The organism is Enterobacter sp. 03-F-07-AD-ECC (assembly GCF_047530935.1).
Classification (GTDB): domain Bacteria; phylum Pseudomonadota; class Gammaproteobacteria; order Enterobacterales; family Enterobacteriaceae; genus Enterobacter; species Enterobacter cloacae.
In genome coordinates, this window is the sequence record NZ_JBLKBZ010000028.1 from 1 (window position 1) to 23,352 (window position 23,352).

Here is a 23,352-nt window from a genome sequence, read left to right on the forward strand (position 1 = left end):
CTTAATGCGCAACTCTGGATCAGCACTAACGCCTTTAGGTTTGGGAATTAAACCTTTTTCTCCATGTTTTTCATAGAGGGCAACCCACGTCCTGACCTGTGTTCGAGGCACACCAAAACGTGCAGAGATGATCCTGTAACCATCATCAGTTGTGAAGTAGTGATTCACGACTTCAAGGCGCTTTTCGAAGGGGTATTTTGGCTTTGACATATCAGGGACTATTCCATTTCATCGTCCAACAAAATGGGTGCAGTACAGTTAATTGAAAAATTACTCGGGGCTTTCTGCTTTTACCACAGTCAAACAGTGTTACCGCTGGCTGGGGCAAAAGCCTCCAGCACCAGCGTTATTATACCACCCTGCCCTGATCAGCCAAACACCCCGCCTACATAAATTACTGATTTTTCATTTATTTGACATGATTCACTTCCGGTTGTCGGCGAAAGTCATTTTATACTAAAGAAAAGGGTAACGGGCAGCTGCTGGGTCGGAACATACAGTGCAGTTCCTGCCCGTTTAATTTCCGGATGCAATGGTAGGATCAGGAGGCACTGCTTCCGTTGATTAGGGAAATCTTATGTGCCTGAATACGGCTGTATTCGAGATGGGATGCAATATTACAGATGCGCTCCAGTCGATCATGCAGCCTCGTGTAGGTCAGTCGATGAATACCGGACATTTCATCAAGTAGCCAGCGCTTGATGTAAGGGTTACAGGAAAGCCGGGCAAGATCGTCGTCATCCACTTCGTCAAAGAACCAGTACTGCTCCATCGGGACTACCTGAAATATCCACGGCCGGGGATAGTCCCCTGTGACAACCAAAAACCATGCAAGAAAGCATAGACACAGCTCAACGACCATAAGCATCGAAAATTGCGAATAACTTAGACCGGGCACATAGGGTGAACTATCCGCAACATACCCCCTGAGCAATTCCGCCACAAGGTAGCCCAATAGCGTCAAGGCCAGCATCAGGGTCAGGATTAATCCCCCATTAAACGCTACCGAAGCCTTTTGAACCCGATCAGGTGCTGTCCGGCTGCGATAGTTGGTCACTACTCTTTCTACAAGTGCCCTTATGGCAGCCTGTTCTTTACTGACATCAGCTCCGGAAAAACCGGACGGGCTTTTATTTAATTCAGTCATACCCCACTCCTGTTATGTGCTCTACTTAACAAACACGTAGATCATACAGAGCTCACGGACGCACTCCTGCCAGATAAAGGAGGGAATTTGGCTGTAAGACGGTTAGCCAACAGTTCAGGTTATGCGTGGGATCCGCCCAGTCAGAAAGGATTCCGTTAATAACAGGCAAGGTTAAAGGCAGATGGACGGTGAAATTGTGGGTGCTAAAAGGGGGTATTACTCTTTTTCCTGCATAGCGGTTTTTTCAGCCCGGGTGGCCAGACGAACATTTCCGAAAGGCTCACGGACAAGCAGTGGCTTCTCCTTCTTCCAGCCCCTGATAGCCGTTTCTCCAAACCGACGTGGTGCATTGCCGTTCCAGCGAGCAATCACATGGTTATCATGAATTTCAATAATGACAACGGGGTGGACAATGACCGTTGAAATGGTGGTATTTCCCATTTTGGTACGGGTTACAGACCAAACCTGCATCCCGGATTCCAGCTGGCTGATTTTCATATTATATCCTTAAGCCATCACGAACTGCGCCACAAACAATTAATGTGGCGCAATTTACCATAAACAATAAACATCAGATACCCGTGAAAAGATTTCCCTTTATTTTAAAATTCTTCTGGAGAAAAAATGATATTTCCAGAAGAGGTCAGCGAAATTCAGAAACGGCCATCACAATGGTGCTGCGCTGTCGCTGGCGTTCTGCCTTGCGCTGCCTGCGGCGATAGATCTGTTTTGCGCTGACGTAAGGGCAGTCCTCACGGGTATACCAGCAGCAGCCGCAAGGTTCGGGCCGGGGTTTTCCGGCAAGTCCAAATGGTTTCATCAAGTCACCTTTTTAATGTTTTTAATGGAAAGATACTTACCTAACCCATTGTTTTATAGGAAATAACGTTGTTGCATAAACAGATACAGATAACCCTCAGGAGAAAACATGCAAAGGTTATCAGTGATAACCGCGTCCAGATACCGAGTGTCAGTCTGTAAACGTTTTATCACCAGAAAATGTGCTGCCGCAGCCTTAATGCCAGAACTACCGTTTACAACATTATGTATACCCGCTTTGAATAACGAACGAGCATGAATTACCTTTTCCCGGGCCGCTTCGATCTCAGCATTAATAACGCATTGCCGCGCCTGGATGACTGCCTCTCCGGTTAAATCGCGGAAATTCATTAGAGATGTGATCATGATTGACTCTCCAGATTATGTGGAATCATTATAACAACTGGCACCACGCCACAAATAACCTGAGATAAATTCTTTGAAATATTCCTATATATAAGGAATTACAGTCGGAAAAGAAACAATGAAATAGCGCCGACCGCTTAAAATCGATAAATTAAAATGGACGGCACTGGAATGAAAAACTGAAAGTAGTAAGACCGTAATTATCCTTCACGGATGTAAGCTTTAAAAGAGGAGTACTGGCAAAGCTTTGCCAAGTACTTCGGCGGTTGTGTCTACGATTTTACGGATGTCATCGATCTGCGAAGGCTTATTCAACACCACCGTAAAAAGCTCTCCTTCGTTATCAGCCTGCTCGCAGTTTCCGTATCGGCTCCCGTCGTACAGCTGCACAATACGTGACATAGAAGACTTTGTTTGTTTCATGGCTTTGCACCTGCTTTTAGGCAGTTTGGTTACTGGTTATCAGAAGCTGGTTTCATGCGCTTCCGGCTGGGACACGAACTGGTATTTGACGCCGCCAGGCACACCTACTGCTTCGGCAATAGAGTCGCAAAGCCGCGATAAATCATTTAGTGTCATCGGATATTCAATATCTACTGAATATAAAGCACCTGCATTTTCAGCATCTTCGATGTTTTTATACTGGGCACTAAATATAGCAATGGTCTGAATTTCGTGGTTATGCATGAACCGGTCCTTATTAAATTATAAAAGCCACCCGAGAGTGGCCTGAGTGGAAACTTAAATCTGTGAAGTATATTTGAGAGATTTTTTGCGATCCAGATGCCGGGCAACAATGGTTCCGATAACAAGTAGCGTGATGACCGCACTGAAGAAGGTGCTGTCAGGGACGCCCTGGAAAAAATCACTGAAACTGTAAACAATAAAAATCAATGCGCAAAAATAGAAAACGATACGAACATAAGGGGTAAAAAACATTTTCATCGGTTGCCTTCCATTCAGGGAGAATTCTCAGTAATTACATCACACCTGAAGAGAAACTATTTTCGTATAAATGAGCATTTTCGACATATCAGAGGGGGGTTTTACTCATAAATGAGGTAGTAAGGGTCACACTTGAGATGAAAGTTACTTTCCTGGCTGCGAACGAACTATCTCAAATGTTAGAGGTGTGCGTTCGCCTTAAGAGCTTCATGCCCTGAGGAGCTCAACTTGAGCCGATAGTATAAACCTGGCTCCAGATGCCTTACTGGCTGGCATAACTCCACGAGGCCCAGCCGGAACAGGACCGGAGAGCTCCTGCACGTCACATCATCAGGATTCCCCATAAACGTACGCCGTTCTCTGGCCCGTCTGAAATTGCCAGAGATATCATAGATCGTGCCGGATGCCATCCGTCTTAACACGTAAATCTGCGCCCTTGTAAGCTTCTGGGCGGAACTGCTTAAACCTGACATACCTTCCCGGCCTTATATAAAACAATCCGCCAGCAGCTCGACTGGCGGACAATGTTTGACTGGATACAGCAAGGACATACTATTTGCTGACAAGTTTGATATTGGTTTCACTCATTCGAAGTCGAAACTCCTGAAAACCCTGCTCTACCGCTAACTCCAGCCACTCAACGGGAATGGTATAGCTACAATCAGACCCACCCAAAGCGGCATCACAAGCGTAATCCCAGTCCTCATCCAGTTTTGGATTCATCCCCTGGGCGTAAGCCACAGTATCGCGGGATGCGGGAGAGCCCTCAAGCTCAGCATTAGTGATCAGGTATACACCATGACTGTGCGCGAGAAGCACTTTTGGCACCAGATGTGTGCTGGCAATTTTTGAGGATGAGGGAAAGAAAACCCTACCAGCTTTACGCGCCTCTTCTTCAGTCTGTCCCTCAGCGTTAAGGAGGGCTCCCCCCGGATAGCATGCCGGGTCATAGATCTGATCTGGGGTGACCGAAAACGTTTTTGCGGTGCGAATTTCTTCGATCAGTTTATTGATATCTGCCATTTCAAATACGAGAGTGGTCACAGGCTTACTCTCCCTCTTCAGTGGACAACATCAGATACTTTGTTGCCAGCAGAAGCTCTCCCACATCCTTGAGGGACAATTCAGCTTTGCCTTCTACGGCAAGCTGCAAGCGCTGTCGAATTGCATGAACAGAATCTGAAGATAAAGATGCCATTTTGCGCAAAACGGCATTAGCCTTTTCTACAGCAGGATACAGAATTTCTGAGTTGGTATTATCTTCGTCATTATCAAAGATAATTTCAGAATCCATATTGATGTTATCTTCAAGCCAGCTTGAAAGCACTTCAAGTAATGACATCACCTTTTCAATTTGCATATCGCCTCCTCTGTTAACATGAAACAAATATAACAAAGTGGCTTACCCGGCTAATAACCTGAGCAGAAAGTTTTCGAACTTAGTTTGAAAACAAGTTTTCTGCTCAGGTTAATGTTAAAGTCGCTGGGTAAAAGATAAAAGGCACTGAAGATGATTTAAGCATCAAACAGACTAAATAGGATTCCGTCTTTTATAACGCTTTTAAAATAGAATGAATGAAATATAAATTTTGCGTTTAAGAATGAACGCTGTAGAGGATGATTTATCCAGTGATATGCAGTTTGTGGCCTTTAAAAAGGCTTTATTATGGACTTGAATTGCAAAGAGAGCACCGACATTTTTCTGGGGGCTCCCGCAGAGAAAAAGCTGTGAGGTTATGAAGACGTATAGGAGGTATTCGGCGAAATACTGTATGGCCACAGGAGAGCTTCAGCACCCATATCCTGCCGCCTCGCTCGCCTGTGGTGATTTCAATATGTTCTACGTCATACCACGTAGTTGTATTTCTCACTTTGTTTATGCTTCCTGACACCGCGTGAACGCAATCTTCGTCTGGATGCGTTCATAGATGGAAAACTGCCTTTCAATGGAATCGGCATTAGACAGTAATTCATGAAGCTCAGCAGAATCTGTATCAGGAACGATAGCGACAGAAACTCCATATTTACGCCCAGTTCTGATCAGGTGCGCAAGTTTTTCCTTCTCTGATTCTGTGAGCATTGCCAGATCCCTTCCGGATACCTGCTCGATAAATGGACCAAGGTTTTTCGGAAAAAAGGGTTCGGCATCAGAATTATGTACCGGGAGCGTTTGCGGCTTATCGAAGCTATTGGACATGAAAAGAACCTTTATAGTTAGAGAGGTGGAGACTGAATGCGTAGCCCATTAAAATTAGTAGTGCCACACTCGAATGCTAATCATACTTTATGATGGCTATGGTAGGAATGGCCGTCAACTTAAACCGCCAGAAGCGAGCCATTCACCGTTAAAGTAACTTTCCCGTATGATGTTCTTTTTATGGAATGAGTTGTTCACACTCCTCTTTAAGAGCCGCCCTGGAACGAGATCGACAGACTTTGCTTAATGAAGAGCGTAATTGATGTTCATCAACCCCATCAGCGACAAACTGACCAATTTTCTTTTCAAGACGCTGCATTGCCTCATAAAGCTTGGCATCAGTATTATTTTTAAGAAACCTCAGTATATAATCAGCAATAATTTGAACAGGAGTAAAGTTACACATCATGTATCCTTAATAAGTTGTGTAAAAATAAAACCATAAAAAACATAATCAGAAGTAGATTATTATACTTGAGTAAGCTTTTCAGCTAACAAGCTGGAGAAGCAGATTCCGGTAAATTACTACATATTTGATAAAAGTTACTGAATAAAAAAGCCCAGCGTACCGGGCTTTCATTCAATTTGATTCTAAGAATCTGACTCGCCGCCTGATTTTTATACCAAGAAGAGCGAACAAAACGCCAACGAATGCGACGGGACTACCTACTTTAAGACAATTAACCGACGCTTTTGAAAAGGTATGTGATTTAGACATACGTTTTTGCTCATAACGAATCGCAAGTGGTGAGACGGATTTATCTAAAGCTGTCTTTTCCAATGCATAACGAACTTTCACGGGAATATTTGACTGTAATACACCAGACATATACGCCCTAACAACATTCTGTGTTAACTTCACATCTGGCTTGCCGAGTTTTATATGTAGTTGCGCCTTTAAATAGTTTACAGATACCTCTTCGCCTGAGGGCCAATTACTATCATTTAAATATGCGACAAGTTTATCGTATTTTTCATGTTTTACATATTTCTTGATAACCTTTACAGTCGAAGCTGAAGTGGCATCAGTCTCTTCCGAACCTAAAGCAGATGTAAAAACTGACAAGCCGATAAGAAAAGCGCCAGCAATTAGAAGCATCGGGAATATCTCACCTATTTCCTCCCCCTTTAAAATTTTAAAGGCAGTTGAAGAAACTACTAATAGCCCCATAATCCCTAATAGCAACTTAGAATATGTAGTTAGGAAGCCTCCAAATGCATCGCCAAAATCCGAAACCACTAACTTATCTTCACCTTCAGATGAATTGAAGAATGACAAGGGCACATCAATATCAAAGTCCAGAACTGAAGGTGAGAGGTGTAATGACAGCAACCACAAGCAAAGACCAAAAATCATTATCAGCAGGCCCGCACCAAATATCGCGAAACCTGAATTTCTAATCTTTATAGACCGGTGAAAAAGAAATGACAGTTCACGGGAAAAATCGTCACTACTCTTAAGGTTACGCACCATGATCTACCCCTTTTTGTGTCAGTCGGGTGCGCAAATTCTCACGCATGGCAAGAACCTGTTTTTCTGTTTCCCTGAGCTTAATAGCCCCTTCTCTCTGGATTTTAACAACATCGCCAACCGTCTGGATAAGCGTATCCTGCACCTCTTTAAGGGTGCTTATATCAATAACCAGCCGTTGGTTTGCTTTCATAGTTTCTACTGCATTGCGATGCAGTAATTTTGCATTACTACGGAGTAACTCATTGTTGGCATTATCGATATCATTGGCAAGATTTACAGCGTTACGCTGTCCATTTAGAGAAATGGCTAACAGAAACTGACGCTTGAAATTAGGGACAGTAACCTCTTTGACGCTATGAAACTTGTCGATAAGACTTTGGTTATTTGCCTGTATAATCCGTACCATTGGCAATACTTGCATAGCAGACTGCTGAGAAACAACTAAATCGCCAATACGTTTTTCTAAATTAGCAATTAGCGTATCCAGATCAGATACTTCCTGGAACTTAGCAGGATTGTTACCAACATTAGCTCTGAGATTTTCTGCTTTTAATTGTAATTCTCCCAGCCTTAATTTACCGGCAGCAATATGTACACCTGTTAAGTGGTGTTCTTTAACGACTTCATCAAACATTTGCTGGAGCGAAATATTATTAGAACCGAGGCTATTCTGTGTAACTGAAACCTCTGAAACCAGAGCATCGATTTGTTCACGAGTTGATTCAAACTGTGCGGCGAAATTCTTCCCACGGGTGCGGATTTTATCCAACAAAGGGCCAATAACTGGCAGATTTGAACGACTTTCAGTTAAGTTCGAGATGTTTACATTTCTTGCAAGGTTGATAATTTCAGTTAATTTGCTCCCGGCTTCGTCTAAATCTTTATTGCGAATTTGCTCAAGCAGGCTATCCGCATAATTAGCAGTGTTTTCCCCCATTGCCCGGCCAAAACGATAAACTGTTCCTGGATCATCGGCATTAATGCATTCCGCGACGGCTTTAATCTCTTGTTCATCTTGCTCATTCAGCCCGAACTTTTCCAGTTCAGCGGAAGTCAAAGTAAAAGCAACAACCTCAGTTTTGGTGGTCAAATTATTAATCATTTTTGGAATCCCTCTAAATTTTGTCGCAGGCTTTTTAGAAGAGCCTCGTGGGCCTGATTAGCTTTTCTAACAATCGTAGGGTCAGTGTTATTTACTGATAACAGCGAAAGTGTGTGTTGCCGCCATACTGGAACCAGGACTTTTATAGTTTCGTTAAAGCGGTCAGCAATATCTATACAAGTCCCGCGAGTGATTTCCATCTGCATGGCGGCCATTTCATGAGACGCAAGCAGTGTTGCCAGGTTAGCTAAACGTCTGGCAAATCTTTCCCTCGGTTTATCGAAGACAAGGCTTAGATCGTCACTATTTTTTTCTTCGGTAGAATCCCTAAGGAACTCATGGCCTGCCTGGATAAAAATTTTAAGGCGTTTGATTTCTGACACATATGTTTCAAGCAGCTCTTCTAAAGCCAGTAGCGTCTCATTCACATGTGTCAGATATCCGTTCCCCTCATTAATAAGATTTTCCACCTTCTCACGTGCGTGTTGGTAACGAACGCGCTTTTCAAGGTGTTTGCCCGTAAAGCGGGAAAACCAGGATGGATTGCTACTGATAGAACGTGGATCTGCCTCCGCTAAGGCACTTACGATACGGTTCAAGGCTCCTGATAAAGCGGTAACTGCGTCTTTCTCCAGAAGATTTGAATACTTATCCATAGCCTTCGAAGATAAAGCCGAGTCGCCGTAATGGCTTATTGCCCCAGCATTAAGCAGAAGACCGGGTATAAATTCTTCTTTGAGTTCTGCTATCGATATGTTGCTGCTGTCAGTTGAAACGTTCATTTTTGCCTCAAAATGGTTATCCATGACAGCCTATCATTTACCGTTCTGCTGATTTTTCGGTTAAAGCGCCAAAACCTGGGTTTATCCGTTTTCGAGGCAAAAAAATAGAATCTGATCCTCACGTAACCCTTTGCCATTCTGATTAAAGGAGAAGTCCCCTACTGTCTGTGCACTGAATTCAGCACTGGATGAAGTTAGGACATGAAGTGCACATAGATCCCCTGCTTGACCTACCAATCACCGCCTTCAATGTTTAGATCTGGTGACCTTACAGCGACCATTTCTCTAACCGGATGGTCATTGTTGTCGTGGCTGCTCCCCAACAGCAGGCTTACCGTTCCGCTGGCAGAGTAATACATCGCGTCAGGAAAGTGCTCCCTGACCTCCTAAAGCAATTTGTTCATGCTGTTAGTTAAACGATAAAAGCGTCGGGCTGCGTTCGGCATAGCTTCTTCCAGGAGGTCAGAAGCATCAATCTCACGGCCGTTTATAACGCGGAGAATATCTTGCTCATCCATAGGTTACTCCCAGGCAATAAATCAAAGTGGCCAGGCAAAAGGAGACTCGCCTGGCATCAAAAAGAATAAAAGGTCGTTACGAACTGATAATGATGGCCTGGTCAGTTTGAGGAAGTCGGTTTCCTCTGATGAATGCTGGATGGCTTAAACGAGCAGATGACATGGTCATCGCCAGAAATGTCTCTTCACGCGAACGCAGCAATTCCCCCCATGAATAGGTTTCCCATACGTCGTGGGAAAGATCGGATTCCTTTATGTACCTTGACTGCATTGTTGGTTCAAAATCGACGGGAGCTAGACTGTCATAGGATGGATGTACACGGTACCCCAATTCTTCCTCCCTCTGATGGTATGCATGTGCCAAAAGGACATCATGGGAGACCAAGTCATAGTCTTTGTCCTGAACGAGCGTTTTTACGGTATGACTAATTTTTCCAAAGCCTTCAATTTCCCAGATTGTTATCATTGTGAACTCAGTTAAAGTCCGTGGGCTTTTTACCAGAAAGCCATTTAATGCACGTCGCCCCTTCAACATGACAACGTGGTAGGACTTGTTGGGATAAGGTTTCATTGCCACCAGCGAATCAGCTTTAAGCTCAAGTGACAATTCAGGTACAGAAACTGACACGAGAGTACACTTGTTTTTCATATGGTGAAGAATACGGGGCACAAGATGCAGATACATCATTTTCTCCTTTGAAGGATATACCAGGCAGCTCCTCAGCAGCATCAAAATATTTAAATCACTCTTTAATTAGTAAACCACTGCTGATTAACTTCTTTTATGTTTCACAGAAATTATTCGTTTTGTTTCTGTTCGTTATACTGCTCAAACCAGAAGACGACCGGTTTTTCTACAATATGAAGCAACCCAAAACGTTCTGCGGTACGGAAATTCACGCTATATGCGCGAGCCCGTTCAACCTGTTTGGTAATTTCTTTTCTCATTCCTTCAACACTAAAAGCTCCTTTAAAAAGGTTGCAGGGGGCGCATGATGGAAATAAGTTTTCTATAGCATGCAGTTCAGGGTGCATAACCTTACCCGTACTTCGGGCAACATGAGTTACGCCGCTGCCGACAGGGGCTCTCACCAGTTCAAAGTCGCGTCGAACAGGCTCAACATGATCGGCATGCCACCCTTTTTCAGGAAGCTTGCAACCACAATAGGCACAACGCCCCCCAAATTTCATTCGCAGCTCAGCTCGCTGTATTTTAGAGATCTTATTTTTAGGTTTTGAGAACCTACCATCAGGTGATTCAGCTTTGGATAACTTTGCTGAGGGCTCAGGTAATTCAACTAAATTCCCGTTGATATTTATCACCTTGACCATATCATTTTCCGCCTTTACTAAGCTCACGGGCACAGGAACTGGCTTAAGTAACCGCTAAAGATAACAGCCACTGACTGCATCTACCCAGACCTTCTGTTTATACTCAATAGGCCACCCCTCTTTATCTGCCCGGATGACGCAATCATTTACCGTGGTGCGTGACCGGATACGAACATCAAGCGGAAGCGAATCGTTATCCACACGAGCCTGTGCCTCATTTAAAATGCGTAAAAACATCTCTTTGGTCATTCAGATACCCCCTCAACTTTGCGAATTTTGATCAGATGAGGGCGACTCAGTTTACAAAGTTGTTCTGTCGCTTCATCAATCGAATTGAACCGATGAGCCTCTTCGATATTTAAAGTCCAGTATTTCGCTTTCCCTTCTCCCAGATCGGACTCAAAATAATTTCGCTTTACATCCATTTTTTTAGGCCTGCCATTTATCTTGACGACATTATGTCTGTCATCAAAAAGAAATTCGTCCCCCTCAAAAGTGATTAATACAAATGGCCCCTCAGGCTTGGAAGTCCGGGAACTTTCCATTTTCAAAGTCATACTTCAGCCTCTCGATAGAACTCATGAAACGTCAAATTAAAATGGACTCACACCACACTGATTCAGTATTCCTCCTGAACCCCATTAGGCTCTGTTGTGATTTCATATTTAATTCCGCCAGGTGCTCCCACAGCGTCCGCGACCGACTCACACAGCAGCGAGAGATCGTTGAGGGTCATTGGGTGTTCAATGTCCAGCGTGAAGAGTTTCCCGGCTTGCTTGGCGGCTGTCTTGTCAGCATGTTCGGCATTAAAAAGGTATACGGTGTGTTTTTCCTGAGCGGGTGTATTTTGATTTTGCATTGATGATCCTTTTGTTTAGTTCCCCGATTCCGGGGGTGAGTGAATTAATTTAAATTTATATTCGTCTGGTTTAATTAGAACGTTTCCACGCTATGCGTAAACAGGTAATGCAAGGGCTGTATCAACAGGATTAAAGTTACTTTTCTGGATGCAGCAACGCTTGGACATGATGTCCACATTACATCACGATCAAAGCTAAGTTTTTTTTGTATAACCCCTCCATTTTCGTGTGTTTCGCGTTTCAGACGCTTATACGACCTGCTTGACCATCCTCATCAGAAGGCGGTTTAACAGTCCTTTCGCTGTCGGGCGATTGCTATCGACATAGTAAAAACCTGTTTTGGTCGTACCGTGAGCACTGCTCAGCACCCTCAGTTCCCAGATAACGTCACGGATAACGCCGCCATTTTCTGGCTTAAGGCATTCAGATAAATGGCGCATGAAACGAGCTCTTACGGCACGGTAATAGCGGAACTCCTCTGGCTGGTTAGTATTTTCTTTCACCCGGAGTCGCTGGTTACACAGAGTTAGAACTGCATCCATCATTCCCGCCTTCAGCTTCGCCTGGATCGCACCTTGTTGCTGTTCCCTCTCACCTTCGAGTAACGTTAAAATTCTTTCTCCGAGTGCCGTCTTGTTGTGTACGTGCAACTGAACACAGGCAGCTACGCATGCCCAGAATCTGAACTTTTTTATCTGTCCACGCAATTTCCGGGCTACAACCTGACGGTATGCAGAATCACTGAGTATTTTAAAACGCCGACTGGCAACCAGCTCTGGAAGCGACACTCTGTCGCCTATCCCCAGGCGGGAAAAGGTTTGTCCCCGTTGTGCGAGACGATGATAGACAGCGCCCTTGCCTTTTGAAATTCGGACCGCGCCATAACGAAGAAGATACTGAGCAGCAGTCGTTGGAGTAAACTCACCGTCAGCGATGCGCTGGCGTAACCCGTCGTATTCATGCCAGATAATCCAGGACGCCGTATCTTCTTCAACAGTCAGCTCATCCTCTTCCTCGAATGCCACGACGACAGAACTGCTCTCTCCGGTCTTTAGGCTACGTGAAGCCCTGGGGTCAGCCTGCCCGTCAAAATAGGTCATCAGCGGCAACGTATCAGTCAGTCCATCATAAGCTGTACCGAACCGGCCTCCGGGCAGTTTCATCCAGAGTGGAGCTGGCATTGGTGTACGGGGCACAGGCTGCATGTCAGGCTCATCCTCAAGAAGGTCCAGATCGGCCTCTTCCCAGACCCTGCGATAGATCTCAATTGCCCGAAACGGGCGAGGGTTGAAACAGTGCAACGACCAGAGGAAATCAACGTGGATCACGTTTGCTTCCTGTACAAGCCGAAATTGTGGCTCAGCCATACGACGGTTATAAGCCGTATCGTCAACCTCGCCGGAAAGTAGCTTTCTGCGATGCTCTGCCGCACGTCTTGCTTCAACATAATCAAGGCTGCAACAGGCATGAAAAAGACGTTCAGTCAGGGACGAAGAAAAGATATTGGGTTGAAGACGCACATATCCGCCTTCGAACACTTTACGACCGATATAATCCCGCAGGCTCCAGTCGTACTGGATCTTAGAAAGAAATCGCTGAAGACGACTCAGGCCAGCCTGATAACCGTATTTCTCCGGGTCAGTTCGAAGGAGCGTTTCCATTGAATGGTCAACCCCTACTGCTGTGCAAAGCGAGCACCCATATCGAGCCCCACAAGCTGATGTTCGAGTGGGTTTCTCCGGCGACCAGATACACTCCCCGGTGGCGTCTTTATAAAGCGTTGCCAGGCTGAAGTTATCCGGCATAAAGCTTGGTAAAGGGAAGCGTGATTCGGAACCACAGGCCATCAGAAAAGACCAGATGTCCTGAGTGCGCCACTCCTTTACCGGATAGAGTTCACCACCGTGCTCAGTCAGGGTTACTTTCCTCGCCTGCCCTCCCATTTTGAGGATATTTCCGGCCCTTCGGGCACTTTCATCATCCCTGGAGCCCAGCATCAGGCATACCCTGCTTCGAACGGATGCCGGGGCGTTTTTCAGGTAACGAGCTTTGGCCTGGCGCAGGGGCGCGATTTTGTAGTCGGTTGAGCACTGTCGGGTAGAAGAATTAGTCCAGGTCGGAAGTCCGCGCCCAGTCAGAATGCGGCCGACCCAGCTCTGCGTAAGAGACGGTCGGGCGACAAGGACTGTGACCGGTAGCTGGTGTTCAGCAATGAACATTCTGAGCTGGTTGAGAACCTGTGAAGCCTGATAGTGCATCTCAGGGTTTTCGATCAGCGTATCGGACATCTGAATGAAATGATGTTCGCTGATATTTGTGCCGTTACGTACTGCCCTGATCAATGCCATCAGAAACAGGTGCAGAAGAGAATGGGAGTCTTTGCCGCCACTGTATCCCACGCACATTGTCCAGCCGTCCGTAATAGCCTGATAAATAGCAGATGTGGCTGACATGACCAGAGAAGAAAGACTCACAGTCTCCTTTTCATCGGTATAGTTCAGATCGGCATCGGTTGTCAGGGTCTCCCAAACATCCGCCCATTTATCATGTTTCAAAATGGCAGCATTAGCCGCCTCAGGAAAAATAACTTCTGAGGATAATTCAAGGAATGAGTCGCTTTTTTCAATAAACATATATTTTCCTGAACCACGGTATATGCTGCATCACTGATATTATTAGAACTTTAAAATAACTACAGCGCAACCATTTAGCGAAATTATATTAAATCAAAATCACGCGGATTTAATGTCAATATATATAAAAATAATCCATTGTAATTTAATCACCCGGCACAGCTATTAGTTATAGGTTGGCGGCGTAATAAATGCCGTATTATTTGTTTTCAACTCAGACAGCGGAATAAAAGGAGTGTTAAGAGTCATGTCATCACCACAATGGCGTGGTAGAGCTGAAAGCTGAAATGAATCTTTCATCACCCTAATAACCGGGCATTCCGTACGTGCTGATGGCATTACTTCCCGCAGCATCGCTTCCTGCTTTATGCTGTCGCTATGCTTATATTCATCCATGTCTTTTATTTCTTGAATTTCATCTTCACCACAAAATGACCAGTTAGCGTCATAGAAGTAAAACTCAGTTAAATGAAGATCGTTTTCTTTCACGTATGCCGCCAATTTGCGGATACGCTGTTCAAGCATTGTATCTATCCGTAAGGAAACACTCTGCGGAACGTCACTTGCAAATTCATTGATACAATCAACGGTAGAAACTATGAATTTATTGGTCATGGCAGGCTCCAGGCCACCGGGGAAACCGGTGGCTACGGTAATTGGCAGGCTTAAGCGCCGCAAAGGGTGTCAAGGGAAGGGAGAAGCTTGCTCAGCTTGTCGTAATCGAGCGGAGACAGTTCTGTAACGAGTTCGACCGAAAGACTAGTGTTGTCTTCTTCACACAGAATATAGATTCCGTCTTCTGGCTCTTTTCCGGCACATGCCTTCAGTCGTTTGTTAACGACCTCCTGGGCTGAATCCGCTACGTCGCAGCTCAGGACATAGCTTGCCACATAGCTGCTCTCACCGTGGTAATGCGTCACTTTACACAGAGCATACTGGATACCGGCTTTGTGAGCCTCATTCATGAGACGAGAAAACTGACAGCCATCCTGGTAATAGTGGGTATCCTTTGTGACCAGAATAGTCATACCCCCAAATTCATCTGTCCGGCTTTTACTGCATGTAAATGCAGCAGTAATTGTTACCATTTCCGAGAGGTCGAATACCGACAGCACGGCAGTTGTGAGGCAAATTGCATGGTCAAGATCAATGGTCTCTCCATGAAAAACTGCCAGCCCACTGCTGGTAACTTCTGTTGCGAACAACAGTTCATAATTGCAGTCTGGGCAGGATGGTTGCCCAAAGCTCGGCTCAGAAGGGTCATACTCAGGGTGGTTCTCGATAATACTGAGGATCAGCTTCTCAGTCAGAGAACAATCTGTCAGTGGCTTATCAAGCAAACGCTCACCTTCTGCAATTTCTGCTTCGGTAACGAATGTGATTGCTTCTTGTGCCATTTTTGCCTGCTCCTGAGTGCAGGGAATAATAAACGACGCCTGAGTATAATTATCTGCCACAGTTGACTCCTTGATTATTTAATTAATGTATTTGATGAGAAGATCATAACAAATACACTAATACCAACTAATAACCTGAAGGCGTTTTTTTAGAAAAAATATTAAGAAGAAGAATATGAACACTACCTCATCTTAAATTAATATCATTCAGGATTAATATTCATTTTTGCAAATAAAAACCGCCAGACGGCGGCTTTTATAAAGAGGGAAATATCATTGGAAGTTGAAATTACTTCACGGCAGGCCGACAAATTACGCGACTGCTGTGAGCTGAAGCGAAACTTGTAGAGGAAACTATAATCACCTTTTCTAAGTCGTCGGCACTGTCAGCAATATGATGCCGGAAAGCCTCCTCTGCATCACCAGGGGAGTCGGCTTCGACCAGGTAGGCCTGATCATCATCATCAAACATAATGCGCCCGGAAATGAGATAAAGTCGGCTCAAATCTGGCGTTGCTGCGCTCGTGCTTCGTTCGTTCAGATTCATTTTTTCTCCGTCTGTTGCTCGTAAAAAGAATGACGCCGGTTTAAAAGGCGTCGCCAGGGTTCGGGCTAAAACGCAGGGTTGCCATCGAGGAAGCTCATTGGCTGGCCAATAGCGGATGCCACCCTGAGAATTTCACCTGGTGTGGCATAACGCAGCATTTCAGAGCGTCCAAATTTCTGATACTCATCTACTGACATCTTTCTCCACTCTGGGTGAGGATCTTTTCCGCACAGTGACCAGTTGCTTTCAGAGGAATCACGACGGAGAACGTACACATCAAGCGAGGCTGTAAGCCCACTTCCATATCCCCGCTGCGCTACAATACGAACCTGAGAACCATCGTCGCGTTGCAACGTCTGGGTTAATTTCGTGATAGGATCCTGAGAATGCATGCCATTTACCTCGTTTTCAAAAGATTTACCGTAAGTAAATGATACCGAATCGAGAATTCTGGCTAATAGGTCAGAAGAAAAAATAATGAATATTTTTGAAGTGTAGGATAATGATTAGAATAAAATGGCCTGAATAAATCGCTAGCGGTTAAATCCGCTTATTTCAGAGAAGCTCTGATTTAGTAGTTAGGGAAAACGATGCGGTGAAAAGTAACTTTTACACCGCAATTCAGAAAAAAGTTTCAATTAGTCACATTACGAATAACCCGGCTTACTTTCGCATGTGCGTTCCCCTGGATGTTAAAGTAAAGCCCCTCAGGCAGACTCGTCGCCCACTTAACTCCTCGCTCAGCCATACGCTTCGGTGTTTCCAGCCAACCACGAGGAATATTGCCCGTAACGTCACCGATAACCCGTGAAATGCATGCTGCTACCCGGATGCCGCCGGGAATATCGCATTCGGATTCAACAATATGCATAACCTCAAATAAAGCACCATGCCGCTGGACATGATCGCCAATGTGCAACTCGATAGGAGAAACCATTTCTGTATCTGACTTCATATCTGTCCACCTTTAATTTAGAAACCGTCTAAATTACCAATATAGTTAATGTACCGGATGTTAATTCAACAAGTTCTGTATCACAACCATCAGTTTTTTTTGTTGGGTCTATATCGGAGAAACAAGTGAATATTGAATACACTCGTTAATACAGACAACCGGAAATGAATGGCACCCTAATTATCTCTGCGGCGTATGCTAAGCCGTTAATATTGTCATTTTATGGTAGAAACAATGCAAAATGAATAAACCGCTTGTCGCTTCAAACCACTTTATCAAAACCGTTAACTTGCATTAAGCCCGATACAGTTCGGCGAGCTCGTCCAGCATGGGGTTACTCTTATATCCCGGTGCGGCCGTAAAAAGGTTTCGGGAAATCGCCAGCCATTCCATGATTTTGTCCGTCGCCAGCCAACGTCTGCCAAGTCGCTCGGCTGCGATGGGAACTTTATGCAGGCCAGCGAAGGGATCTACAACAAGATCTCCCGGCTCTGTCAAAAACTCAATCAGAAACGCTGCAAGCCTGGTAGGAGACGTTGCACCATGCAGCGGAAAACCTAGCTCGCGGGCAATGGAATGGCAAAATCTCGTATCAGCGCAGCTATTGCCGTAAAACAAAGTATTTTTGGGGATCGTTCCTTCTGTTTTATTTCCAAAGGATCCGCTTTTAAGCTGGTACGCCCCATCACCATAAAAGGTCGTGCGATTTTCACCGCCTGCTGCCTGCAATTTAAGATGCTGCTCTGAATGCGGTTGCAGTACACGTAAGTTGTTTGAACGAACCTTACTCGCATCATTGGTAAACCACAGCACAGGCTCATACGATGAGCAGAGCTGCACTCGTTGCTTACATGCCCAGTGCGTTGGCGATGGGGGCTTACTGCGATTCACCCACTGAAGCCTGTCCATGAGCTCAAGCCCCAGCTTGTCACATAATGCCAGTGTCAGACGCTCCAGATACAGAGAACGTGAAGGCCTGCCCCTATTAAAGCTATCTTGAGTGATATTCAATGCCACACTTGCGCCGGGTACAAGCTGTTTCACGATCGGTTCGAGGATACGCAGAAGCCAGTCAATATAAACCTGCTCGCCACGCCCCCCGCCATGCCCGTAGTCTCTTGAATTTCGAAGGAGGTAAGGCGGCGAGGTCAGGCAAAGATGAATTTGCTCTGTGATATTGCTGAAGAAGGCATAGGCGTTTCCAAAAACCGATGCCCCAAGAGAAGTTGAGAAACCGACAACACAGAGCTTTTCCCATGACTCGTGTAGGTTTGTTTTCGTCTTAGAGGAGTATCTCCAGACGCCCCGTTTTTCTGGAACGCGTTCGATGACTCCGGCCTGCCGAAGAGTCTGCTGAAACCAGCGTACTTTGTGTTTGACGCCGCTGGTTCTGGTTTTATCTGACCCAAATTCTTTCAGTTCGTGCAATTCGGCATCCGACATGCCAGTTTCACGCTGCACTTCGCGATAAAGCTCGTCGTTGCTCAACGGCAATTCGGAGGCTGCGTAGATCCGTGCAATTAAATCCGTAGAAATCGTGCTCATCAGCCATCCTTAATGGAGATGCAGTTTAAATATCGGCCTGATGGTTGGAAGGGGGATTACTAAATCAAACCGATCTGTTTATTTATAGGCTTTGTCAGGTCATGCAGCACAGCTGGGCATGCGCAAAGAGACCCAGTCTTCTTTAGCGGAGACACCTTCAAAAGTTGTACTCAATCAGCCCCAAGATTTTGAAACTCAATGTGCTTTTGCTCACACTCCTCCCTGCCCCACGAGCCCTGCCATTCACAGATGTCCCGGTACTTAATTTCCAGCTTATCCATCTGTGAGAGGTTAGCTGTTGCGAAGTCTGGCCATATGTCGTGCCAGCATGCGTTGTACGTGACGCCTGCTGGTGGGCAATACATCATTGCATCAGCATGGATAATTTCAACGCGAGGATCGTTTGCAAACGAGGCCGCAACGAGGTTAATAACGTCCTGTTCTTTTTCAATTACTGTTACATGGGTTACATCTTCTTTTTGAAGAATGGCGTGAAGCACCATCCCCAGACCAAGACCATTAATGAGCACGCGCCCGGTGGCTCGCTCTAAAAAATCCTGGCAGGTTCTGATCTCCATCGGGGTATTGGACATCACCACATCCCAGCCGTTGGACAAACGCCGATATCTACCGGGCGGGATAAACTCGTCTGTATTACCTGTATACTCGGCACGAAGGGCGAGGCTCATCGCCTTATCTGCGGTAATTTCGAATGTGTCCAGTTTCCAGGTTCCGGACGTGCCGTCTTTAACGGGTAAATCAGAAAAGCAGCTCTTCATCAAGGCAACCAAAATTCCAGTAATGTTGTTACGCTGAACCTATCACAAACCTGCTCTTAATACAGTTATCAGGAGTGACAGCGATCTTTGAGGAATCGTTTAAATCACGGGCATCCTGTAGCGGACGCCCGATATTTAATCAAATGTCGCAGGTGTTAAAGGAAGCGTTGCAAAGTTGCAACGTCTTCTGGAGCAACCTCCACGCAGCTCCTGACACTGTAGTGATTTTCGCCGTTGTAGTCGTAAACCCCACCGTCTTCAAAACTCAGCTGTTCAAGCTCGCCATGGCACTCTGAAATGAGTGCCGTCTGGCAAGCATTTTTCTCACAATCGCTGACGAGTAACCGAACATAGCTATTCTCATGGTCGCCGTTTCGGTTCTGGATTTTAACGATAAAGTGTTTTTCAGACATTTGTGCCTCCAGCACAGTTTGAGGTTAATTTAGCGTTGCCCCGGCTCACCGGGGCAAGAATAAATCAACCCTTAATGAAACTGTGCCCCCAGGTGTTAGGCTTAAATGCCTGCTCTTTGATATATGTTTTCATTACCTTGCAGGTTTTTTTCAGGGCTTTGGTATTGGCATCGGTTACTGAGATAAAATGGCGAGAATAACGGTTTTCCCGGTATTGCTTATCAGCGTTTGGGTCAATTGCTTCGCTTTGCAGGAGTCCTTCGTGCCTGCCAATTACTATTACGTAGTTCATTTCACCTGAAACACGATCCGTGAGTAATTGAATGGAAATATCAGTCGCTCGCGTGGCCTGGCTAGCAGAAATTTTTGCATGTAAGAAAGCTCCCTTTCGAAAGTTGGCCGGAGTCAAACCTGTAATATCCTCGGTGCTAAAATTAAGTGAAGATAGAGTTGAAAATAAATCACAGCTAATGACTTCAGTATTATTAGACATAACCCGGCTCCGCTCATATTCATGTTAAGGTAATTATATCAGGTTGATAGCATTACCTAATAACTTGGTGGCAAAAAGTTGTGGTTTTTGATTAACTAAAATTGATGTTCTCAATACTGCTCAAGAATTCTTTCTTTACACCCGGAGTAAAAGGTATACGTTCAATGTATTTATAAAGCGTCGCAAAGGTTTTGGTTTCAATGTTTCGTGAAATAACATCATCAATCGGGTCTTCGAACATATTAATAAAAACATCAATATGCTGCTCTCCGCTTTCTGAAGCTAAAGAGAGAATACAGACCACTTCAATGTAGCGGTTATCCTGCTCTGCAATGAACAACCAGTGCCCTTCGTTAAAGGCTGGTGCAGCACTGAAGCGTTTTACAACAATTTCTGAAAGAGCATATCCTGCCTGATCCAACAGATTAATAAAGTTGAGTTGAGTTGAAACCACGTCTAACGCTTTCATAAAACCTCCTTTTCATCTGTACTTATTATACTGTTACCCATCCCCCCAGCTAATAACCTCCCAGCAAACTTTCAAAAAAAATACCACCTTTAATTAGAATTGAACACATCCTTTTTAAATAACAAAAAGGATTATGAAACCCACAATGTTTGTGATGTGCCACCAAGGAAAAGTAACTTTTATGTGCTCATAAATCTTATTTCGTATTCACTTTCCTTTGTCTTTCGGTCGTAGATTATCAGGGGAAGCATAAGAAGAATATGTGAGGTTTAAGCAAATGCGGTGATCGGGCATTATAATTTGGTGAGGCTATTATAAGTGGATAAAGATAGTCGTAGGTATAGGATCAGGTTAAATTGCATTTTCCCGGTTGCCTTCCCTGGCCTACCGGTTTCAGCTCAGATACTAAGACCAGCGGTAATACTTAAAATATTCCTCATTTGCAGCTATAAACTCCCTCAAACCGTTCATTAATCCCTTCTCAAACGCTGTCACGATAAACCGGTAACCGTCCAGTGTTTCAATGTAGTAAATACCGCCTGGTGTAATTCCAACATGCAACACCTCGGCTGTCATCATAAACTGGCCTTCCGGAAAATCATGCGAAAGGTAAATGAAACCAGTAGTGGCCGATGCGGGTGTGGCATTCACTAAGACCCCGTTAAACTGCTGCCCGTGCCTCGCCGGTACAAGCTCACTTCCCCTGGTTGACTTATCAAGCAGCCTCTTAACATCTTTTTCTTCTTTTAACGAGGTATAGACCCGCACATCACTGTCATCACCTGGGCGAGAGCCGGTGCCAACATGAGCAAGACGACGGTAAGCACTGCGCATATTAACGTGGCAGGATGCCCCTGCTCTACCCTGAAGCCTTACGCCAAAGTCTTCGCAAAGTAACAAAATCTGACGTAGCTGGTTTTCATGCACGGACGCTGAGAGTGAAAGATTGAAACAGGAAAAGGTCAGTTCTAAAACCTTTTCGCGTTTGTCATTGAAATGAGCTTCCAGCCTGATGACTGGCTTTTCCGACATTGCAAAAGCTTTGTCCGTTACTCTGTACCGGCATTCATCTCCGAAACATTCTTTAACAACGCTGGCTATGACCGTGTCGTGTTCTCCATCTTCCGGAGCTGGCACAAAGATTTCAAATTGTGCCGGTGTATCCGGCTCAAGCAGAACGGGATAGAGACGCGGAGAATTAAGCAAAGCGCATTCAGAATTAATGAGCTTAACCCAGGCGCTTTTGTCGTCCGGATCCTTAAGCTGCTGTCCAAGGTTATCGCAAAAGTCAACTATCTGACGGGTATGCTCATCCGTGACTGCACAGATCAGGTTAAGACCATGCGTGGCCATACGCAGTTCCCGGGTTCGGGACTGGGAATTGATCGACCAGGGGTTAAGTGAAAGCGAAATAGGGCTTATGGAAGGGACGACCGTCTCATTCTGCAAATCTGTAAGCTGGCAGTTCGCAGTAGGCTTCGGGGAAAGGGTACTAAATATGTAACTTGCCTGTTGTTTAGTACTGGCCTGGATATAAAACATCGCGTCCATGCTTGTATCCCGGGATGAAATTGAAAATAGCTTCATTTTTAACCTTAATGGATGAGCGATTTATAGTCATGTGCAGACAAATGAACATTATGTGCGCCATCATTCCATTCAAAGAATAATCGATACTTAGAGTTTACTCGAATGGAGGAATAACGGTTTGACGTCATTCTTAAGCGTTCATAACGCAAGCTGTTGGATAATAACTCCCGCTCACTCTGGACATTATCCAGCGTTTCAAGTCGACACAGAATTGCGTTAATAATTTCAGAAGGAATACCTGCCGTTGTTTTTCCATTACGGAAGAACTTTTCAAGCCGTCTGTCTTTAAATGAATGGATCATAGTTCCTCCGTAATAATTGACCTTAAAATTAAATTAAAAGGGCTTTGAATTAATGAATACCTAAAATGCGGGCGGCAACTGCCAGCTGCTTATCACTTAACTGACGCTGGTGGGTTAAAGAAGACTTAAGGCTTTCCAGAAAATTATTACTACTGGATTGTTGGGTGATTGCATCAACCATTTTTTGATGAGACCTGCACCATGCTGTGAACGCAGAACTGTGGGCGCTTTCAGTCCTTAAACGCTCGTCTTGCAGGGATGCTGACACTTTGCGGGCAGCTTGCGCATTAATGCGGTACAGCGCATTCAGCGTGTAAGCAGTACGGGTCGTTTCGAGGCTGTAACCCGTGGCTTTACAAGCCATACAGCGACTTCTATAAAAATGCTTACGCTCTCCCCGCCCATTGCATTTATCGCAAACAATACGAAAAGTATATTCCGCAGTACCTTTTACAGAATCAACACAGCGGATTTTTGCGCTGGAGATTTCAATTCCACTGCGATCATAATATTTGGTCATAATGTGATTCCTCCGGTTAGTTCTGGAGTAATCATGACAGAATGAATCTACTGGCTAATAACCTGAGAGTAAATATTTTAAAAAAACATTGAGAGAGGGTCTGCAAATTTATACACGAAGGATTCAAATATAATTTGTTTAAAAAATTAAGAGCATTCTGAAGTAAA

Annotated in this window: 35 protein-coding genes; all 35 read right to left on the reverse strand. The window is 44.9% G+C overall.

The genetic code is table 11. The features are described from left to right. Positions 1–210: helix-turn-helix domain-containing protein (locus tag ACMWKA_RS23045; RefSeq protein ID WP_134392722.1), on the reverse strand; the 210-nt coding region annotated here is incomplete at its 3' end. Between the two features lie 331 nt (positions 211–541). Then, positions 542–1,147: a hypothetical protein gene (locus ACMWKA_RS23050; RefSeq protein ID WP_000137794.1), complete on the reverse strand. Its 606-nt coding sequence runs from the start codon at positions 1,145–1,147 to the stop codon at positions 542–544. A 216-nt stretch (positions 1,148–1,363) separates the two neighbouring features. Continuing rightward, the gene (locus ACMWKA_RS23055) at positions 1,364–1,645 is read right to left on the reverse strand and encodes a hypothetical protein (protein WP_000703842.1); all 282 of its coding nucleotides are present in this window, start codon (positions 1,643–1,645) and stop codon (positions 1,364–1,366) included. A gap of 145 nt (positions 1,646–1,790) precedes the next feature. After that, positions 1,791–1,967 carry a hypothetical protein gene (locus ACMWKA_RS23060; RefSeq protein WP_000802040.1) on the reverse strand — a complete coding sequence of 59 codons (177 nt, stop codon included), beginning with the start codon at positions 1,965–1,967 and terminating at the stop codon, positions 1,791–1,793. 53 nt (positions 1,968–2,020) lie between these two features. Continuing rightward, positions 2,021–2,332, reverse strand: a complete 312-nt coding sequence (locus ACMWKA_RS23065) for a hypothetical protein (protein WP_000633161.1) — start codon at positions 2,330–2,332, stop codon at positions 2,021–2,023. A 222-nt stretch (positions 2,333–2,554) separates the two neighbouring features. Further along, complete coding sequence (locus tag ACMWKA_RS23070) at positions 2,555–2,755, reverse strand: hypothetical protein (protein ID WP_000814953.1); 201 nt, start codon at positions 2,753–2,755, stop codon at positions 2,555–2,557. A gap of 39 nt (positions 2,756–2,794) precedes the next feature. Beyond that, complete coding sequence (locus tag ACMWKA_RS23075; protein ID WP_000551490.1) at positions 2,795–3,019, reverse strand: hypothetical protein; 225 nt, start codon at positions 3,017–3,019, stop codon at positions 2,795–2,797. 54 nt (positions 3,020–3,073) lie between these two features. After that, the gene (locus tag ACMWKA_RS23080) at positions 3,074–3,277 is read right to left on the reverse strand and encodes a hypothetical protein (protein ID WP_000781547.1); all 204 of its coding nucleotides are present in this window, start codon (positions 3,275–3,277) and stop codon (positions 3,074–3,076) included. Between the two features lie 552 nt (positions 3,278–3,829). Beyond that, positions 3,830–4,321 (reverse strand): DUF3085 domain-containing protein, encoded by a 492-nt coding sequence (locus tag ACMWKA_RS23085; protein ID WP_001371932.1) that lies wholly within the window; start codon positions 4,319–4,321, stop codon positions 3,830–3,832. Positions 4,322–4,325: 4 nt separating this feature from the next. After that, positions 4,326–4,637: a DUF957 domain-containing protein gene (locus ACMWKA_RS23090; protein ID WP_001165367.1), complete on the reverse strand. Its 312-nt coding sequence runs from the start codon at positions 4,635–4,637 to the stop codon at positions 4,326–4,328. Between the two features lie 516 nt (positions 4,638–5,153). Further along, positions 5,154–5,474 carry a hypothetical protein gene (locus ACMWKA_RS23095; protein WP_000071366.1) on the reverse strand — a complete coding sequence of 107 codons (321 nt, stop codon included), beginning with the start codon at positions 5,472–5,474 and terminating at the stop codon, positions 5,154–5,156. Between the two features lie 178 nt (positions 5,475–5,652). Next, a complete protein-coding gene (locus ACMWKA_RS23100) occupies positions 5,653–5,880 on the reverse strand; it encodes a hypothetical protein (protein ID WP_000336109.1) in 228 nt (75 codons plus the stop codon). Between the two features lie 174 nt (positions 5,881–6,054). Beyond that, complete coding sequence (locus ACMWKA_RS23105; RefSeq protein WP_000252081.1) at positions 6,055–6,948, reverse strand: hypothetical protein; 894 nt, start codon at positions 6,946–6,948, stop codon at positions 6,055–6,057. Then, positions 6,938–8,050: a toxic anion resistance protein gene (locus ACMWKA_RS23110; RefSeq protein WP_000609386.1), complete on the reverse strand. Its 1,113-nt coding sequence runs from the start codon at positions 8,048–8,050 to the stop codon at positions 6,938–6,940. Before ACMWKA_RS23110 ends, ACMWKA_RS23105 begins: the two co-directional genes overlap by 11 nt. Beyond that, positions 8,047–8,856: a toxic anion resistance protein gene (locus ACMWKA_RS23115; protein WP_000368643.1), complete on the reverse strand. Its 810-nt coding sequence runs from the start codon at positions 8,854–8,856 to the stop codon at positions 8,047–8,049. Before ACMWKA_RS23115 ends, ACMWKA_RS23110 begins: the two co-directional genes overlap by 4 nt. Positions 8,857–9,218: 362 nt before the next feature. After that, positions 9,219–9,350, reverse strand: a complete 132-nt coding sequence (locus ACMWKA_RS23120; protein WP_001371936.1) for a hypothetical protein — start codon at positions 9,348–9,350, stop codon at positions 9,219–9,221. Between the two features lie 76 nt (positions 9,351–9,426). Continuing rightward, positions 9,427–10,038 carry a DUF6012 family protein gene (locus tag ACMWKA_RS23125; RefSeq protein ID WP_001371923.1) on the reverse strand — a complete coding sequence of 204 codons (612 nt, stop codon included), beginning with the start codon at positions 10,036–10,038 and terminating at the stop codon, positions 9,427–9,429. Between the two features lie 110 nt (positions 10,039–10,148). Continuing rightward, positions 10,149–10,682, reverse strand: coding sequence for an HNH endonuclease (locus ACMWKA_RS23130; protein WP_000241452.1), 534 nt, complete (start codon positions 10,680–10,682; stop codon positions 10,149–10,151). Between the two features lie 54 nt (positions 10,683–10,736). Further along, positions 10,737–10,931, reverse strand: coding sequence for a hypothetical protein (locus tag ACMWKA_RS23135; protein WP_000159617.1), 195 nt, complete (start codon positions 10,929–10,931; stop codon positions 10,737–10,739). Continuing rightward, positions 10,928–11,239 (reverse strand): hypothetical protein, encoded by a 312-nt coding sequence (locus tag ACMWKA_RS23140; RefSeq protein ID WP_000172888.1) that lies wholly within the window; start codon positions 11,237–11,239, stop codon positions 10,928–10,930. Before ACMWKA_RS23140 ends, ACMWKA_RS23135 begins: the two co-directional genes overlap by 4 nt. Positions 11,240–11,301: 62 nt before the next feature. Then, positions 11,302–11,541, reverse strand: coding sequence for a hypothetical protein (locus tag ACMWKA_RS23145; protein ID WP_001180999.1), 240 nt, complete (start codon positions 11,539–11,541; stop codon positions 11,302–11,304). 249 nt (positions 11,542–11,790) lie between these two features. Next, a complete protein-coding gene (locus ACMWKA_RS23150; protein WP_000469469.1) occupies positions 11,791–14,175 on the reverse strand; it encodes a phosphoadenosine phosphosulfate reductase family protein in 2,385 nt (794 codons plus the stop codon). A 165-nt stretch (positions 14,176–14,340) separates the two neighbouring features. Beyond that, entirely contained in the window at positions 14,341–14,790 is a 450-nt protein-coding gene (locus tag ACMWKA_RS23155; RefSeq protein ID WP_000182312.1) for a hypothetical protein, read from the reverse strand. A 50-nt stretch (positions 14,791–14,840) separates the two neighbouring features. Then, entirely contained in the window at positions 14,841–15,632 is a 792-nt protein-coding gene (locus ACMWKA_RS23160) for a hypothetical protein (RefSeq protein ID WP_000774871.1), read from the reverse strand. A 229-nt stretch (positions 15,633–15,861) separates the two neighbouring features. Continuing rightward, positions 15,862–16,119: a hypothetical protein gene (locus tag ACMWKA_RS23165; RefSeq protein ID WP_001052325.1), complete on the reverse strand. Its 258-nt coding sequence runs from the start codon at positions 16,117–16,119 to the stop codon at positions 15,862–15,864. Positions 16,120–16,184: 65 nt separating this feature from the next. Continuing rightward, positions 16,185–16,511, reverse strand: a complete 327-nt coding sequence (locus ACMWKA_RS23170; protein WP_000556022.1) for a hypothetical protein — start codon at positions 16,509–16,511, stop codon at positions 16,185–16,187. 242 nt (positions 16,512–16,753) lie between these two features. Beyond that, positions 16,754–17,074: a hypothetical protein gene (locus ACMWKA_RS23175; protein WP_000834113.1), complete on the reverse strand. Its 321-nt coding sequence runs from the start codon at positions 17,072–17,074 to the stop codon at positions 16,754–16,756. A 294-nt stretch (positions 17,075–17,368) separates the two neighbouring features. Further along, entirely contained in the window at positions 17,369–18,619 is a 1,251-nt protein-coding gene (locus ACMWKA_RS23180) for a site-specific DNA-methyltransferase (RefSeq protein ID WP_000104393.1), read from the reverse strand. A gap of 170 nt (positions 18,620–18,789) precedes the next feature. Then, entirely contained in the window at positions 18,790–19,398 is a 609-nt protein-coding gene (locus ACMWKA_RS23185; RefSeq protein ID WP_000833775.1) for a hypothetical protein, read from the reverse strand. 155 nt (positions 19,399–19,553) lie between these two features. After that, positions 19,554–19,811, reverse strand: a complete 258-nt coding sequence (locus ACMWKA_RS23190; RefSeq protein ID WP_001290639.1) for a hypothetical protein — start codon at positions 19,809–19,811, stop codon at positions 19,554–19,556. 64 nt (positions 19,812–19,875) lie between these two features. Next, positions 19,876–20,304 carry a hypothetical protein gene (locus tag ACMWKA_RS23195; RefSeq protein ID WP_000069824.1) on the reverse strand — a complete coding sequence of 143 codons (429 nt, stop codon included), beginning with the start codon at positions 20,302–20,304 and terminating at the stop codon, positions 19,876–19,878. 91 nt (positions 20,305–20,395) lie between these two features. After that, a complete protein-coding gene (locus ACMWKA_RS23200) occupies positions 20,396–20,773 on the reverse strand; it encodes a hypothetical protein (protein ID WP_000645320.1) in 378 nt (125 codons plus the stop codon). A gap of 405 nt (positions 20,774–21,178) precedes the next feature. After that, the gene (locus ACMWKA_RS23205) at positions 21,179–22,324 is read right to left on the reverse strand and encodes a hypothetical protein (RefSeq protein ID WP_000339750.1); all 1,146 of its coding nucleotides are present in this window, start codon (positions 22,322–22,324) and stop codon (positions 21,179–21,181) included. 44 nt (positions 22,325–22,368) lie between these two features. Next, on the reverse strand, positions 22,369–22,665 hold the full coding sequence (locus ACMWKA_RS23210; protein WP_000581857.1) for a type II toxin-antitoxin system RelE/ParE family toxin: 297 nt from the start codon (positions 22,663–22,665) through the stop codon (positions 22,369–22,371). A 49-nt stretch (positions 22,666–22,714) separates the two neighbouring features. Beyond that, on the reverse strand, positions 22,715–23,185 hold the full coding sequence (locus tag ACMWKA_RS23215; protein WP_000170639.1) for a hypothetical protein: 471 nt from the start codon (positions 23,183–23,185) through the stop codon (positions 22,715–22,717). Between the last annotated feature and the right edge of the window lie 167 nt (positions 23,186–23,352).

Excerpts from the sequence above, each read along its gene's own strand:
- ACMWKA_RS23050 (WP_000137794.1), bottom strand. The coding sequence starts at position 1,147 with ATGACTGAATTAAATAAAAGCCCGTCCGGTTTTTCCGGAGCTGATGTC.
- ACMWKA_RS23055 (WP_000703842.1), bottom strand. The coding sequence starts at position 1,645 with ATGAAAATCAGCCAGCTGGAATCCGGGATGCAGGTTTGGTCTGTAACC.
- ACMWKA_RS23060 (WP_000802040.1), bottom strand. The coding sequence starts at position 1,967 with ATGAAACCATTTGGACTTGCCGGAAAACCCCGGCCCGAACCTTGCGGC.
- ACMWKA_RS23065 (WP_000633161.1), bottom strand. The coding sequence starts at position 2,332 with ATGATCACATCTCTAATGAATTTCCGCGATTTAACCGGAGAGGCAGTC.
- ACMWKA_RS23070 (WP_000814953.1), bottom strand. The coding sequence starts at position 2,755 with ATGAAACAAACAAAGTCTTCTATGTCACGTATTGTGCAGCTGTACGAC.
- ACMWKA_RS23075 (WP_000551490.1), bottom strand. The coding sequence starts at position 3,019 with ATGCATAACCACGAAATTCAGACCATTGCTATATTTAGTGCCCAGTAT.
- ACMWKA_RS23080 (WP_000781547.1), bottom strand. The coding sequence starts at position 3,277 with ATGAAAATGTTTTTTACCCCTTATGTTCGTATCGTTTTCTATTTTTGC.
- ACMWKA_RS23090 (WP_001165367.1), bottom strand. The coding sequence starts at position 4,637 with ATGCAAATTGAAAAGGTGATGTCATTACTTGAAGTGCTTTCAAGCTGG.
- ACMWKA_RS23095 (WP_000071366.1), bottom strand. The coding sequence starts at position 5,474 with ATGTCCAATAGCTTCGATAAGCCGCAAACGCTCCCGGTACATAATTCT.
- ACMWKA_RS23100 (WP_000336109.1), bottom strand. The coding sequence starts at position 5,880 with ATGTGTAACTTTACTCCTGTTCAAATTATTGCTGATTATATACTGAGG.
- ACMWKA_RS23105 (WP_000252081.1), bottom strand. The coding sequence starts at position 6,948 with ATGGTGCGTAACCTTAAGAGTAGTGACGATTTTTCCCGTGAACTGTCA.
- ACMWKA_RS23110 (WP_000609386.1), bottom strand. The coding sequence starts at position 8,050 with ATGATTAATAATTTGACCACCAAAACTGAGGTTGTTGCTTTTACTTTG.
- ACMWKA_RS23115 (WP_000368643.1), bottom strand. The coding sequence starts at position 8,856 with ATGGATAACCATTTTGAGGCAAAAATGAACGTTTCAACTGACAGCAGC.
- ACMWKA_RS23120 (WP_001371936.1), bottom strand. The coding sequence starts at position 9,350 with ATGGATGAGCAAGATATTCTCCGCGTTATAAACGGCCGTGAGATTGAT.
- ACMWKA_RS23125 (WP_001371923.1), bottom strand. The coding sequence starts at position 10,038 with ATGATGTATCTGCATCTTGTGCCCCGTATTCTTCACCATATGAAAAAC.
- ACMWKA_RS23130 (WP_000241452.1), bottom strand. The coding sequence starts at position 10,682 with ATGGTCAAGGTGATAAATATCAACGGGAATTTAGTTGAATTACCTGAG.
- ACMWKA_RS23135 (WP_000159617.1), bottom strand. The coding sequence starts at position 10,931 with ATGACCAAAGAGATGTTTTTACGCATTTTAAATGAGGCACAGGCTCGT.
- ACMWKA_RS23140 (WP_000172888.1), bottom strand. The coding sequence starts at position 11,239 with ATGACTTTGAAAATGGAAAGTTCCCGGACTTCCAAGCCTGAGGGGCCA.
- ACMWKA_RS23145 (WP_001180999.1), bottom strand. The coding sequence starts at position 11,541 with ATGCAAAATCAAAATACACCCGCTCAGGAAAAACACACCGTATACCTT.
- ACMWKA_RS23150 (WP_000469469.1), bottom strand. The coding sequence starts at position 14,175 with ATGTTTATTGAAAAAAGCGACTCATTCCTTGAATTATCCTCAGAAGTT.
- ACMWKA_RS23155 (WP_000182312.1), bottom strand. The coding sequence starts at position 14,790 with ATGACCAATAAATTCATAGTTTCTACCGTTGATTGTATCAATGAATTT.
- ACMWKA_RS23165 (WP_001052325.1), bottom strand. The coding sequence starts at position 16,119 with ATGAATCTGAACGAACGAAGCACGAGCGCAGCAACGCCAGATTTGAGC.
- ACMWKA_RS23170 (WP_000556022.1), bottom strand. The coding sequence starts at position 16,511 with ATGCATTCTCAGGATCCTATCACGAAATTAACCCAGACGTTGCAACGC.
- ACMWKA_RS23175 (WP_000834113.1), bottom strand. The coding sequence starts at position 17,074 with ATGAAGTCAGATACAGAAATGGTTTCTCCTATCGAGTTGCACATTGGC.
- ACMWKA_RS23180 (WP_000104393.1), bottom strand. The coding sequence starts at position 18,619 with ATGAGCACGATTTCTACGGATTTAATTGCACGGATCTACGCAGCCTCC.
- ACMWKA_RS23185 (WP_000833775.1), bottom strand. The coding sequence starts at position 19,398 with ATGAAGAGCTGCTTTTCTGATTTACCCGTTAAAGACGGCACGTCCGGA.
- ACMWKA_RS23190 (WP_001290639.1), bottom strand. The coding sequence starts at position 19,811 with ATGTCTGAAAAACACTTTATCGTTAAAATCCAGAACCGAAACGGCGAC.
- ACMWKA_RS23195 (WP_000069824.1), bottom strand. The coding sequence starts at position 20,304 with ATGTCTAATAATACTGAAGTCATTAGCTGTGATTTATTTTCAACTCTA.
- ACMWKA_RS23200 (WP_000645320.1), bottom strand. The coding sequence starts at position 20,773 with ATGAAAGCGTTAGACGTGGTTTCAACTCAACTCAACTTTATTAATCTG.
- ACMWKA_RS23205 (WP_000339750.1), bottom strand. The coding sequence starts at position 22,324 with ATGGACGCGATGTTTTATATCCAGGCCAGTACTAAACAACAGGCAAGT.
- ACMWKA_RS23210 (WP_000581857.1), bottom strand. The coding sequence starts at position 22,665 with ATGATCCATTCATTTAAAGACAGACGGCTTGAAAAGTTCTTCCGTAAT.
- ACMWKA_RS23215 (WP_000170639.1), bottom strand. The coding sequence starts at position 23,185 with ATGACCAAATATTATGATCGCAGTGGAATTGAAATCTCCAGCGCAAAA.